General features: G+C 54.2%; 12 protein-coding genes. 4 read left to right on the top strand and 8 right to left on the bottom strand.

The genetic code is table 11. The features are described from left to right. Positions 1–491: 491 nt before the first annotated feature. The gene (mrdA, locus tag ACETPC_RS07680) at positions 492–2387 is read left to right on the top strand and encodes a penicillin-binding protein 2 (RefSeq protein WP_380180236.1); all 1896 of its coding nucleotides are present in this window, start codon (positions 492–494) and stop codon (positions 2385–2387) included. 27 nt (positions 2388–2414) lie between these two features. Here mrdA and ACETPC_RS07675 read toward each other — a convergent pair whose 3' ends face one another. Genes ACETPC_RS07675 through ACETPC_RS07655 form a run of 5 tightly spaced genes read right to left on the bottom strand, consistent with a single transcriptional unit; the run spans position 2415 to position 8461 of the window. After that, positions 2415–3188, bottom strand: coding sequence for a heme ABC transporter ATP-binding protein (locus ACETPC_RS07675; protein ID WP_380180234.1), 774 nt, complete (start codon positions 3186–3188; stop codon positions 2415–2417). After that, the gene (locus tag ACETPC_RS07670) at positions 3181–4146 is read right to left on the bottom strand and encodes a FecCD family ABC transporter permease (RefSeq protein WP_380180401.1); all 966 of its coding nucleotides are present in this window, start codon (positions 4144–4146) and stop codon (positions 3181–3183) included. Before ACETPC_RS07670 ends, ACETPC_RS07675 begins: the two co-directional genes overlap by 8 nt. A gap of 32 nt (positions 4147–4178) precedes the next feature. Beyond that, on the bottom strand, positions 4179–4997 hold the full coding sequence (locus tag ACETPC_RS07665; RefSeq protein ID WP_380180232.1) for a hemin ABC transporter substrate-binding protein: 819 nt from the start codon (positions 4995–4997) through the stop codon (positions 4179–4181). After that, on the bottom strand, positions 4994–6022 hold the full coding sequence (locus tag ACETPC_RS07660; protein ID WP_380180400.1) for a hemin-degrading factor: 1029 nt from the start codon (positions 6020–6022) through the stop codon (positions 4994–4996). The genes ACETPC_RS07665 and ACETPC_RS07660 overlap by 4 nt, the downstream gene beginning before the upstream one ends. Before the next feature lie 51 nt (positions 6023–6073). Next, positions 6074–8461, bottom strand: a complete 2388-nt coding sequence (locus ACETPC_RS07655; RefSeq protein WP_380180230.1) for a TonB-dependent receptor domain-containing protein — start codon at positions 8459–8461, stop codon at positions 6074–6076. Positions 8462–8695: 234 nt separating this feature from the next. On the opposite strand from ACETPC_RS07655, the gene ACETPC_RS07650 reads away from it, so the two are divergent. Both ACETPC_RS07650 and ACETPC_RS07645 read left to right on the top strand, forming a co-directional pair. Then, positions 8696–8986, top strand: a complete 291-nt coding sequence (locus ACETPC_RS07650) for a SelT/SelW/SelH family protein (RefSeq protein WP_380180228.1) — start codon at positions 8696–8698, stop codon at positions 8984–8986. A 209-nt stretch (positions 8987–9195) separates the two neighbouring features. Continuing rightward, positions 9196–9675 (top strand): Hcp family type VI secretion system effector, encoded by a 480-nt coding sequence (locus ACETPC_RS07645; protein WP_380180226.1) that lies wholly within the window; start codon positions 9196–9198, stop codon positions 9673–9675. Positions 9676–9708: 33 nt separating this feature from the next. On the opposite strand, the gene ACETPC_RS07640 is transcribed toward ACETPC_RS07645, so the two are convergent. Beyond that, positions 9709–10035: a DUF2645 family protein gene (locus ACETPC_RS07640; RefSeq protein WP_380180224.1), complete on the bottom strand. Its 327-nt coding sequence runs from the start codon at positions 10033–10035 to the stop codon at positions 9709–9711. Continuing rightward, the gene (locus ACETPC_RS07635; protein ID WP_380180223.1) at positions 10032–10745 is read right to left on the bottom strand and encodes a hypothetical protein; all 714 of its coding nucleotides are present in this window, start codon (positions 10743–10745) and stop codon (positions 10032–10034) included. The genes ACETPC_RS07640 and ACETPC_RS07635 overlap by 4 nt, the downstream gene beginning before the upstream one ends. 307 nt (positions 10746–11052) lie before the next feature. Here ACETPC_RS07635 and ACETPC_RS07630 point away from each other — a divergent pair, with 307 nt between their 5' ends. Further along, entirely contained in the window at positions 11053–12270 is a 1218-nt protein-coding gene (locus tag ACETPC_RS07630; RefSeq protein WP_380180221.1) for an MFS transporter, read from the top strand. A gap of 119 nt (positions 12271–12389) precedes the next feature. Here the strand turns inward: ACETPC_RS07630 and ACETPC_RS07625 are convergent, their stop codons facing one another. Then, complete coding sequence (locus tag ACETPC_RS07625) at positions 12390–13565, bottom strand: MFS transporter (RefSeq protein ID WP_380180219.1); 1176 nt, start codon at positions 13563–13565, stop codon at positions 12390–12392. Between the last annotated feature and the right edge of the window lie 95 nt (positions 13566–13660).

Genomic DNA, 13660 nt, shown 5'->3' with positions numbered 1-13660 from the left:
TGAGCCCAGGTTAAACAAACTATTCAGGCTGATTATTTTTATTAATTACTGAGCAGTCACGCCTGCACTCAGCGTGAAATGATTAACAAGTTATTTATAACAAAATTATCCTAAACACAGCTAAAATAAGGCTGTGATAATAAAATAAAGGTTTGCAGACTGTGCCCGGTCATTGATCCACCTCAATTAAAAAAACCATTACAATTGCCACATATTTATTACCAACAAACCTTAATAGATTTAAAGAAAAAATAATAAATGGGCTATCACGACTAAAAAATATATTTTTTTGCTATTTTTCGGTGGCGCTGGGGAAGGGCTAAAAGCGGGCACAGCCGGAACCGTCGGTGTCAGCACGCCAGGTAGCATTTCTGTTACAACTTCAATAAATGTCACACTTTAGCCGCCCGGGACGCATCTTTCTGGTCGTGATCTGCCGCGTAATCTCTATGATGGAGCGGCTAAATGAGAAGCTATGCGATTGCCCGGTAATGAAATTCAGAGATTTTGCAGAAGAAGAGAAGCTGTTTGCGCGCAGGGCGCTGGTAGCCTTTGGGATAGTGCTTGCAGGTTTTGTGACGCTTGTCGTCAATCTCTGGCATCTGCAGATCGAACAAAACGGCTACTACAAAACTCGCTCTGACCAGAACGATATCAAAATGATCCCTGTTGCCCCGACTCGCGGGATTATTTTCGACCGCAACGGGACGCCGCTGGTAAAAAATGTTACCTGGTATGACATAGAGGTCCTGCCCTATAAAATTAAGGATATGAAGGCCTTACTGGCCGAGCTGACGCCTATTGTTGACCTTTCCACAGAGGATATTGAAACTTTCACCCATAACCTGCACAGCGCCAGCCGCTATAAGCCGGTGGTGTTGAAGACCGAGCTGACGGCGGAAGAAGTCGCGCGCTTCTCGGTTAATCAGTTTAAATTTAGCGGCGTCGATATAAACAGCTATGAGGATCGCCAGTACCCTTACGGTGCGGATCTGGCGCACGTGGTGGGCTATGTCTCTAAAATCAATGACAGCGATTACAAAAGGCTGGATAAAGAAGGGATTAGCGAAAACTACGCCGCCGATCATAACATTGGCAAGCAAGGGATCGAGGGCTATTACGAGTCAGTGCTGCACGGCAAAACCGGTTACCAGGAAGTAGAAGTAGATAACCACGGCCGGGTGATCCGCGTCTTAAAGGAAGTGCCGCCCATTGCCGGGAAGAACATCTATCTGACGCTGGATCTTCATTTACAGCAGTATGTTGAATCGCAGCTGGTTGGCCAGCGAGCCGCCGTGATGATTGAGAACCCGAAAACCGGCGAGGTGCTGGCGATGGTCTCCAGCCCCAGTTACGATCCCAATCCTTTTGTTAAGGGCATTAGCTATAAGGCTTATAAAGCGCTGCTGGCCGATAAAAATCTGCCGCTGATTAATCGCGTGACTCAGGGACTTTATCCGCCCGCCTCTACCGTTAAACCCTATATGGCGATGTCGGCGCTGCTGACCCATGTGATCACCCCGCAGACAACCTTTTACGGCGCGCCGACCTGGACGCTGCCGGGCACCGAACGTAAATACCGCGACTGGAAAAAATCGGGTCACGGCATGCTGGACGTAACTCGCGCTATTGAAGAATCGGCGGACACTTTCTTTTACCAGGTCGCCTTTATGATGGGCATTGACCGCATTCACACTATGCTGAGCCAGTTCGGCTACGGCAAATCCACCGGCATCGATCTCAATGAAGAGTACAACGGCCTGCTGCCGAGCCGCGAGTGGAAGCAGAAAGTACATAAGAAGGGCTGGTATCAGGGCGATACCGTCTCGGTGGGCATCGGCCAGGGCTACTGGATTGCCACGCCGATCCAGATGGTGAAAGCGATGGCGACGTTGATCAACAACGGGCGCGTTATTCAGCCCCATCTGATGTATGAAGAAAAGCAGGGCAAAAGCGTGCAGCTCTGGCAGCCGACGCTGCCCGCGCAGCAGGTTGGCGACCCCAATTCACCCTACTGGGGCATAGTGCGCCGCGCCATGTTCGGCATGGCCAACGCCTCTAACGGCACCGGCTATAAATATTTCCATACCGCGCCTTACGGTATCGCGGCGAAAAGCGGTACCTCGCAGGTGTTTGGCCTGAAGCAGAACCAGATCTATAACGCCAAAATGATCCCGATCCGCCTGCGCGATCATATTTTTTATACCGCCTTCGCGCCTTTCGATAAGCCGAAGGTAGCGATAGCGCTGATTCTGGAAAACGGCGGCATCAACGGCGTGACGGCGGCGCCGCTGGTGAGAAATATCCTCGACCATATTTTCCTGCCGCCTGATGTAAAACCGATGGCGCCCACTGCCGATCCGCAGAGTAACCTGACGGCGCAGTAAAGCCGGCAAGGCTGATGTTGGCGGCCGCTAGCGCCGCAGGATGATTTGCGGCGTCGGGCCATGCTGATACACCTGAAGTTCGGCCCGATACCAGCGGATCAGCGTCTGCTCGGTCATCACTTCGGCAGGCGTGCCGCTGGCGACCAGCTTACCTTCGTGCAGCAACAGCATAGCGTCCGACCAGAGCGCGGCCAGATTAAGATCGTGCAGCACGCAGCAGACCGCCAGCGCGCCCTTGCGGCTAAGCTGGTGCAGCAGGCGCAGCGCATGCTGCTGATGATAGAGATCCAGCGCCGAGGTCGGCTCATCCAGAAAAAGCCAGCCGCGCGGCCCGTCGTCGTGCCAGAGCTGCGCCAGCACGCGCGCCAGCTGCACGCGCTGCTGTTCGCCGCCGGAAAGCTGACGATAATCCCGCTGCGCCAGGGTCTCGCTGCCGGTTAGCCGCATCACTTCATCAACGATGGCAAAGTCGGTGCGACCGCTCCAGGGCGCGCGCCCCATCGCCACTACTTCCCGCACGCTCAGCGCAAACTCTACATGGCTTTGCTGCCTCATTACCGCGCGGGTTCGGGCCAGACGCTCTCGTGGCCAACCTGCGACAGCCTGCCCGTTCAGCAGGCACTCGCCCGAGTCCGGCGGCAAATAGCCGGTGAGCATACGCAGCAGCGTGGATTTGCCTGCGCCGTTCGGGCCAATCAGGCTGACCATTTCACCAGGACGCAGCGTCAGCGAAACGCTATCCAACAGCAGCCGGGAACCAACGCGATAAGAAAGCCCGTTAGCCTGTAAGATGTCACTCATTTACGCCTGCCCGCCGACGCAGTATCAGCCATAAAAACCAGGGCGCGCCCAGCAGGCTGGTCAACAGGCCAACCGGCATTTCGGCAGGCGCTACCAGCGTGCGGGCCAGGGTATCGGCGATCAGCAGCAGCATTGCGCCAAGCAGCGCCGAGGCGGGCAGCAGCCAGCGATGATCGCCACCAGCGCAAAGCCGAACCAGATGTGGCACCACCAGCCCGATAAAACCGATCACGCCGCTGACCGCCACCGCTGCCGCTACCAGCAGCGCGCTGACCCCCAGCAGCAGCCGCTGCGTGCGCCGGACATCGACGCCCAGGTAGTGCGCCTCTTCATCACCCAACTGCAGTAAATTAAGCCGCTTCGCCTGCCACTGCGCCGCCAGCATTGCCGGAATAATCAGCGTGGCGCTGGCGATCACCGTAGGCCACTGCGCCTGACCCAGCGAGCCCATGCCCCACAGCGAAAGCTGGCGCAGCTGCTGATCGTTGCTGATCCAGGAGAGCACGCTGACCGCAGCACCACAGATAGCATTAATGGCGATACCGGCCAGCAGCAAACGGGAAAGTGAGGCGCGCGCCTGGCGGCTAAACATAAATATCACCAGAGTGACGGCCAGGCTGCCAGCAAAGGCGGCCAGCATCGGCCACCATAAGGCCAGCATGGCGGGAAGCGTTACGGGCATAACCACGGCCAGCGCCAGCGCCAGCGAAGCGCCGCTGCTGATGCCTAACAGGCCAGGATCGGCCAGCGGATTACGGAACAACCCCTGCATCGTTGCGCCAGATACGGCCAAAGCGGTGCCGACCAGCACGGCAAGCAGCACGCGCGGCAGCCGGATAGTCCACCAGATCTGCCAGATCATGCTGTCGGCTGGCGCTCGCCAGACCATCGGCAGCGACAGCCGCATTGCGCCGATATTGGCGGCAAACAGCGTTGCCGCCACGGTTAGCGCCAGCATTATCCACAACCCACGCCGCGCATTTACTGCTTTCATTGCGCTATCGCTTCCGCCGCCTTGCGCAGTTTAGCAATGGCGCCTGGCGTTTGCAGGCCAAAGCCCAGCAGCGCCATTTCATCGACCACCAGCAGATGGCGGTCTTTACCCGCTGGCGTCAGCGCCAGGCCCGGCAATTGCCAGATAGCCTCTTCGTCGCCCAGTGACTTCAGGCCATCTTTGCCGATGACCACCAGCTGCGGCGCGCTTGCTACTATGCCTTCCTGGGTCAATGCCTGATAGCGCGGAATATTGCCCATGGCGTTAACCAGCCCGGCGCTGCGGATAGCGCCATCCGCAGCCGTCTCCGTACCCGCCGCCATCGCCTTCATGCCGGTATGATTGAGGATGTAGAGCACTTTTACCGGCAGCGGTTTTTCGCTCATACCCGCCAGTTGGGCATCGAGCCGGGTCTCCAGCGCTTTGCCCTGCTCTTCTTTGTGCAGCGCGGCGGCAACGGTAGCTATCTTCTGGTGAATAGCCGTAAGCGAAGGCTCGCCCGTGACCGTCACTACTTTTACCCCAGCCTGCTCTACCTGCTGTAGCGCCAGCGAAGGCTTAGCCAGCTCGCTGGCGATCACCAACGTCGGCTGTAGCGCCAGGATACCTTCCGCGTTGAGCTGGCGCATATAGCCGATATCCGGCAGTTTGGTCGCCAGCGCGGGACGCTGGCTGGTAGAGTCGCGCGCCACCAGATTTTGCTGGGCATCCAGCGCGTAAACTATCTCTGTAACGTCGCCGCCTATCGTGATGACTCTTTCTTGCGCCATCAGCGTAAAAGGCAGCGCCAGCAGCGCAATCAGCCAATGCTTCATGCTGTCGCCTCCTGCGCGGCCAGCTGCGCTATCTGTTCACGCCAGCGCGCCTGTTCTGGCTGCCCTTCGCTACGCTGGCCGTAAAGCTGGGCGATTTGCGTACCGTCGGCGGCAAACAGCTCCAGGCTGGTGACAAAGCCATCAGCGGTGGGTTTACGAGTGATCCAGCTTTCCGCAATGTGGTTTGCCATCAGATGCAGGGTAAAAGTCGGATTAAAGATATTCAGCCAGTTTTCCATCGGCATCAGTTTTTCCACCGCGCCGGTAAATATCTGCACGCAGCCGCGGTTGCCGATAAAAATCATGATCTCATTGCCGTCCTGCTGCGCCAGCTTCAGCAGCCGATCGAGCGCGCTGTTATCTACCCGCTGCGCCAGGTCTTCCGGCACCGCGCGGAAAGCCTGCTGGCGAGAGAGATTATGCCGCTTCAGCAAACCGAAGAACTGATGCACATCGTTCATGGCTCGCCATTCCTGCTCTATTTTCGCGCTGTCCGGCTGCGGATTGAAGCTGGCTGGCGTCACGGGAACCACATTCAATTCGGGCACTTCTGCCAGGCGATAGTCGGCGAGCAGCTTGTGCCAGGCCGTCATATCAGTGTTGGGCGTGGCGTAAATTTTCAGCACCGCATCGCCGTGCGCGTCAAAAATCTGGATGCTGTAGCGTTCGCCACGTGTGGTTTCCTCATGCAGCGAGAAAGCGCTCTTCCACTGCTGCGGGAAGATACGCTGATCCAACGCGCGCGGATTGAGGATTAACCCGGCGTGGCCGCCCAGGTGAAGGTTCTCATAGCGGCCAATCTGTTCATGCACGGCAAAAGCGTTGCGGGTTATGGATTTGGTTTCGCCGACTTTTTCCAGATCGGCCAGCAGGGTTTTAAAGTCGGGCCTTAGCGCCACCGCATCCTCTGCGGTGCGGGCACGGGTCAGCTCAGCTTCGCTAACGCCCAGCAAATCTGCTAAATCGCGGGCATACTTCCTGGGGTGGTCAGCTTTTAGCTGTTTGTAACGTTGAAAAAGGGTCATCACTTGCTCTCCATAAAGCCCCGCGCGTACGCGGGGCAAAGTTAAGGGCTATCAGAAATCCACATTGACGCCCAGTTGGAAGGTGCGGCCCGGCATCACCGCCAGCTCTTTATCGTAAGCGTCCTGACTGGTGCTTTCCGTCAGGTTGCGGCTGCTCAGGTAATCCCAATATTTGCGGTCGGTCAGGTTATAGATGCCACCATTGAGGCGGACGTTTTTCGCTACCTGCCAGTAAGCGGTCATATCGACCATGCCGTAGCCCGGTATGCGCATATATTCCGAGGTCGAGTCGGTCAGCGCCGCGCCGCTGTTACTGTAGCTTTCACGGTTGGTTTCGGTAGCCCGCTTGCCTTTAACAAAGGTAGCCGTCACCGCTGCGCCATAGACTTTGGCCGGATCGTCCCAGGCTACGCCTATAATCGCTTTCACCGGTGCTACGCTGTCCAGGTCGACATAGCTGTCGCCGGAGTAGCTGGACTTAGACTTGCCTTCGCTGTAGCCCAGCGCGAAAGTGGCGCTCAGGCCGTTGACCTCGTCAAACCAGCTGCCGAAGTTCAGCTTCGTGCTGAGCTGGCCGCCATAGATAAAAGCTTTATCACGATTTTCCGCCTGATAGATAGTGTAAATATTCGACGGCACGTTGCCGAACATCGCCGGATTGCCGGAACGCGTGTAGCGGGTATAGGCGATAAAGTTGTCATAGGTGTTGTAGAACAGCGTGGCGTTCAGCGCTACGCCCCTGGCCGCTTCGCCCTTCAGGCCCCATTCGAAGTTGTTGCTGGTTTCGGTTTTCAGCGAGCTGTTGCCAATCAGCGCATACTGCGCCCTTCCTGCATAGCTGGAGCCCAGGTTCCAGGAGCCGTAAAGCTGGCTGGGGTTGGCGAACTGCGCGCCACGTTTGTACATCACGTAAGTCATCAAATCCGGCGTCAGATCGTAATTAAAGCTCAGCGACGGCAGGATCTGGGTATCCGTATTTTTTTGCCCGTAGAGTTTTTGCAGATCGGCCTCGGTAATAGCCGTGCTGCCGGTAGTGAGGCTGCTGAGGTTCTGCGGCTTAATATTCTGGTAAGCGACGCGCACGCCCGGTACTACGCTGAAGTCGTGGCCGCCCAGGTCGAAGTGGATCTTATCCTGCACGTAACCACCCAGCACATAGCTGCGGCTGTCAGCCTGCGGCTGCATAATCACGCTATACTGGCTCGGCGCAGGCTCCTGGCGGAACGGTCGTTTAGTATCGTTGATATTGCCGTTCAGGCCGCCGCTCAGCTCGTGGCGCCCCAGCGTCTTCGCCAGCCGGGTTTCGAAACCGTAGGTATCGACATCGTAGTCGGAATAGACGCGCTCCATCGCCGTGGCGCTGGAAGGCATATATGTGTTGTCATGCGCCTGAGTCTGCTGATAGTAAACGCGAGAGGTCAGGCTATCCACGATATCGCTGGAGGGTGTCCATTCATCTTTCAGGCTGACGCCCCAGCGGCGTGTGTTGCTCTGCTGCTGCGCGGTGCCCCAAATGGTGTTGCCGCTGCTGTCCCATGAGTCATAGTGGGTATGGTTGGTTTTATCGTAGTAGTCTACGGTGCCGGTCAGTTTGTGCTCGTCGTTGGGCTGCCAGATGCCGGAAGCCATCAGCGCGTTGGAGTGCCAGTTGGCCGGATATGCGTCCAGCCTGTCGCTGTTGTTGCGCGTTTGCTGCCCATCACGGCGGCTATAGACAAAAATGCCGCGCAGCGTTTCGTCGCCCGCCGCCGCCGTAATGCCGTTGTGCCAGCTGCGGTTGGAGGAGTCATAATCGGACTGATAGCCGAAGTAAGTCGATTTATAAGGCGAGAGATAGTCATCGGCAGATTTCGGCAGGAAAGAGACCGCGCCGCCGATAGCGTTGTTGGCTTTTGCTGTGGAAGTCGCCCCCGACTCCACATCCACCTGACCATAAATATAAGGATCGATATAGTCACGCCCAATGCCAAAGGTATTCACGCCCGCGCGGCTAACATAGCTGCGACCAGTCGCTTCCGGCTGGGGAATACCGTCCACGTCCAGCCCGACGCGGTTACTTTCCAGACCGCGAATGTTATAGCCAGTGTAGCCGCCGCGATCGAAGCCGCTTTTGCCATTGCCCGAGCCGCCGCTGGCGCCCGTAGCGCTGATTAAAGGTTCATAACGCATTACCGAGCCAAAATCGGTGGTGCCTTTTTGCTGCATTTCCGCTGCGGTAATAGTGGTTTTGCTGCCCGCTTCTTTTTCCCTCTTCGGCGCGGTGACGACCATCACCGGATCGGTTTCAACGGTTTTTTTAGCAGAGATCGCCAGCGTTTTATCCGCTGGCTGGGCGAGCGTTTCTGCCGCTAATGCGTTCGCGGCAAAGCCAGCGGCCGCCAGCGCGGTAAACAACATGGACTGACGGAAAATCCCCTGAGAAGAAAGTTTTCTGCGCATTCTGATAAGCCTTTATTCTTTATTAGTATCGACCCACATCGCTGCCAAAATTTGATTCGCACCTACCGCGCGTTATGCAGCCGATCCCTGACCTTAGTAAATGCGAATGATAATCACATTGATTACCATTGGCAATCATCTCCATAATTAATTCACAATGTAAAAAAAGCGGCGGCTTGACAGCAGCGGGCACTCGCCAGAAGATGAACATCCACTTTTCGTTGGAGCCTGACTGTGAAAGCACCCGCCATCACTATCCACTACTGTTCTCAATGTAACTGGCTGCTGCGCGCGGGCTGGATGGCGCAAGAGTTGTTGCACACCTTCGGCAGCGATCTGGCTTCGGTCACGCTGGTACCCGGCACCGGCGGCATTTATCAAATCACTGTAGATGGGCAACTGCTGTGGGATCGTAAAGCGGATGGCGGCTTTCCCGAGGTCAAAGAGCTAAAACAGCGGGTGCGCAATTACTGTTTTCCCGAGCGGGATTTAGGGCATATTGACAGGATCCAGTCCGAAAAATAGTTTTAGCCTTGTTGGCAATATCAGTGCTTTGTTAACGCAAGCGGATTGTGATACAAATTTGTTGTTTTATTACCAACCATTGCTACACAAAAAGATATACTTTATATATAACCGCTGGGTCATAAAAATCGATTCGAGATAAAGCAATTCTTTATGTCTTAGCGTTGGGATTGTAAAGTAAATGTTCAACTTAAGTTAAAGGGAATTATATGGCAAACTTAATTTACGTTACGATTAAAGGGAAAACACAGGGTTTGATCTCTGCTGGATGCTCAACCCTTGAATCAATAGGAAATAAGTATCAGGCAGGCCATCAGGACCAAATAATGGCTTTGGCATTTGAGCATACTCTAACCAGAGAAGAAAATGTTAATCATGGCCCTGTCTCTTTTGTAAAACCAATAGATAAATCATCGCCACTGCTTGGTATAGCCATATCCGACAATGAATGCCTTGAGCTGGAATTTCTTTTTTATCGAACCTCATCATCTGGCATAAATGAATTGTATTATAGCGTAAAGTTAACAAAAGCATATATATACAGGATAAATATCATAATCCCTCATGCTATTGATCATTCCAGTAAGCAGCCAGAAGAAATGATTACAGTCAAATACCAAAGCATTTCCTGGAGCCATCGAACAGCAGGAACTTCCGGTTATAGCATATGGGATGAACGGGTTTACTAATAAAAAGCACTCATATTTTACGATGAGTGCTTTTTAAAACCAAAGGCAACCTTGGTACTTAAATATAAAGTTCCAAAGCCAGGTAATTAAAAAAAACAGCAATATTATATTTATTGCTGGTAGCTTCATTTTTTTTAAACAGCTATAAATTAAAACGGGTGAAATAGCTATTAATGAAGCTATAGCCATCGTCTCCCTATAATCGTCCACGACTATATACCTTAAAACGTCACAAACATCCTTTATTTCTTCACCATTAATAAAACTCTCTTCCTTTAAGGTCCCGCCAATTACACACCAGAGACAAATAAAAAGTGCGTACATAATAAACACTATTTGCATCGCAATATTCTTATTCACTTATCCACTCCTAAAATATCCATAATGGTGTCCTTTTTTTCAATCATAGATCGACCATAAGAGGTATACTTTCGGGACAGGCTTCCCACAGGAGCCCGCAGCGAACTGATAAAATCTTCTTTTTTCCTTTCAATTCCCCTATTATATCTGGACGCGGCAAGCATTATTAATTCATCATCTATTTCTCTGGCATCAGACAGACCTGGGTTATCAAATAATATTAAAGATTTTAGATGTTTTGCGGCGACATCTATATTAAAATCATCCCCTAATAAGCAATTGGCAAGCTGTAATTGCTGAGTAGTGGTTAATTTAGATGCGTCGATATTTAATACTTCCGCGGCGGCTCTTAACTGAATAGCTATACTGCCAACCGATGTCTTATTTGATATCGTATTTCCGCTCGACTCAAAATAATCTCTGAGCTGATAAAACTGCAATACTCCGTACGCCTTAAATCTTTCAGGAGTTCCTGCAACCTCGGTAATCGCCACGCCAGCCAGTAGCAGTACAGGTATCTTTTCGCGCTCAGCATAATTAATTATCCTGTCTCTATTATAGTGTAGCCATGCAGCTTTATAGGCCCATAACCTCGACTCCCCCGTAACAAAACGGGAATTATTTGGCAACCCCTTCCATAAAGCTACATCTAAAAATGTCCATTTTGGAAAAGAAGATATAGAATTCACATCACAATAGTCGTTTTTCATCTGTCTGTCCCTTATTGTATAAATCCTTTATTGCCCACCTTTATTATGCTTTTTTAAATCCCCTGTCAATGCAACAGGAAATAACCCTGGCGTCAAAGAATCCACTATGCCTGTTGTCATCTAAAATCATGCTATAAATCCCGCTCGCCACCCTTGTTTCCCCTTCCCGCAACGCGCTACACTCTGCGCCTTCCGGTGCGGCACGCTGCCGCCCGGCTATAACGATAACGATTTTACCTGCCCTGCCACCGCGCGCCCGACATCTCTTGTGTACGGGTTTTTGCTTGTATCTACCGTAAGATTTTCTATGACTATTGAAAGCCCGACTCCTCCTGCGGCCCGCGCCGTTGGCCCGCTGCTGTTTGCCCTGGCGCTGGGCGCCTTCGCCATCGGCCTGAGTGAATTTGTGATTATGGGCCTGCTGCCGCAGGTCAGCGATGCTATGCACGTTAGCCTGGCGGAAGGCAGCCGCTTTATTAGTTACTACGCGCTGGGCGTAGTAATAGGCGCGCCGCTTTTTTCGCTAAGCACGGCGCGTCTGGGCCGTAAACATCAGCTGATGATTTTTATTACGCTGTTTCTGTTCGGCAACGTCAGCAGCATGCTGGCGGGCAACGCGCACGCGCTAATGCTTTCCCGTTTTCTGAGCGGCCTGCCGCACGGCGCTTTTCTGGGCGTGGCGGCGCTGGCTGCTGCCTCGCTGGTGGAAGAGAACCGCCGTGGCCAGGCAGTTGGTAAAGTGATGCTGGGACTGACGCTGGCTTCGCTATTAGGCAATCCGGCGGCGACGCTGCTGGGCGAGCATCTGGACTGGCGCTGGGCTTTTGCCTGCGTTTCGCTGCTGTCGCTGGCCGATGCGCTGCTGATTTTCAAACTCTTTCCGCAGCAGCGCGGAGATACGCAAAGTTCGCCATTAAAGGAGATCCGTGGCCTGGCGAACCTGCGCATCTGGCTGACGCTGGGCATCGCGGCGATCGGCTTTGGCGGCATGTTCGCCGTGATCAGCTACATCACGCCGATCCTGACGCTGGCGGCGCATCTCTCCACGCTCTGGCTGCCGGTAGTGCTGTTTATGTTTGGCCTGGGTATGGTGCTGGGCAATCTGGCAGGCGGCAGGCTGGCCGACGGTAAAATCATGCTGTCGATTTTCTGCATTCTGATCTGGAGCGTGCTGGTGCTGACGCTGTTCCCGCTGATGGTTTCTTCCGCCGCTGGCCTGATGCTGGGCGCTTTCCTGATCGGCACCAATCTGGCGCTGTGCGCGCCGCTACAGGTTCGCCTGATGCAGGTGGCTGGAAAAGCTCAGACGCTCGCCGCCACCCTGAATCACTCCGCGTTTAATATTGCCAATGCGCTGGGCGCTTTTTTAGGCGCATGGGTGGTGCAGCAAGGCTATCCGATGACGCAGACCGCCAGCTATGGCGCAATCCTGCCATTGCTGGGGATGGTGATTTTTATTTTTGCGCTGCTGAAAGAGGCGGCCGATCGGAAAAATAGCGCTATCAGCTCGACTGATTTGATTTAAATCCCGCCTGGTTAGTCTGTCCGCCTGCTTGCATGCAGGCGGACGTCATAAACAGCTTTTTAGCCGTTCTTTACTGATGTAGCGCGTTACCCTTATTTCACGCTTCTGAATTTATGTCCTTATACCCTGTCGCGCACGGGCGTCTTAACCCTTAGCGCCATAAATATAGTCAGGGTTGCCAGCAGCAAGGCCAGCGCGCTGCCCATAAAAACGCCTTTCGCGCCGGTAACGTTAAAGATCATGCCGCCAGCCGCCGCGCCTATGGTGATCGCCAGCTGAATAGCCGCCACCAGCAGTCCGCCGCCGCTTTCCGCCTCTTCCGGCATAGTGCGGGTAATCCAGGTCGACCAGGCCACGGGAACCGCGCCGAACGCCATGCCCCACAGGGCTACCAGCAGCGCATCCATCACTGGCGCAGAGCCTAAACCCACCAGCGCCACGCCCATCAGTCCCATTGCCAGCGGCATGCCGATTAGCGTCAGATGCAAATTACGCTCCAGCAACAACCCGGCCAGCAGTGTACCGGCAAAGTTAGCTACGCCAAAGCCTAACAGGATCATGGAGAGACCATTAACATCCACGCCGGTAACGCTTTCCAGGAAAGGACGCAGATAGGTGAAGAAAGCGAAGTGGCCGGAGAAAACCAGAATAATCGCCAGCAGCGCGGTCTGCATGCCCGGCCGCTTCACCAGCGCCAGGATTGAACTGTTTTTGCTGAGCGGATTCGGCGGCATTTTAGGTAAAGCGGCCAGCTGCCATCCCAGCGCCAGCACGCCGATAGCCGCCGCAGCGACAAAGACGTTGCGCCAGCCGATCAGATGGCCGAAATAGCTGCCCATCGGCGCGGCAACGATGGTGGCTACGGAAACGCCGCTGAAGACGATTGAAAGCGCGCGCGGCACCATTGCTTCCGGCACCAGTCGCATCGCGGTCGCCGCTGCCAGCGTCCAGAAACCGCCGATGGCGATGCCCAGAATCACGCGTCCTGCCAGAATAAAAGTCAGATTCGGCGCGAAGGCCACCAGCAGGTTAGAGACGATCAGCATCACGGAAAAGATCAGCATTACGCCGCGACGATCCAGCTTGCTGGTGGCGGCAGCGCTGAAAAAGCTGGTGATTAGCGCGAAGATCGCCGTTACGGTAACGGCCTGGCCGGTCATGCCTTCCGTCACGCCCAGGCTTGCCGCCATTGGCGTCAGCAGGCTGGCGGGCAGAAACTCTGCCGTCACCAGGCCAAATACTCCCAGCGCCATAGAGAAGACCGCGCCCCATTGCGGCTTAATCTGTGTAGTCATAAAAAATTCTCTTTAATCATTCGATATGCTAAGAGTAAAAGGCCCTCTCTGGATGGTCTATGATATAAAATCCGTCATTATTGATTAATCGTCCG

Origin of the sequence: Pantoea sp. sgz302252, assembly GCF_042610525.1 — a bacterium.
GTDB lineage: Bacteria > Pseudomonadota > Gammaproteobacteria > Enterobacterales > Enterobacteriaceae > Erwinia.
This window is presented reverse-complemented; position numbering and strand designations above follow the sequence as displayed.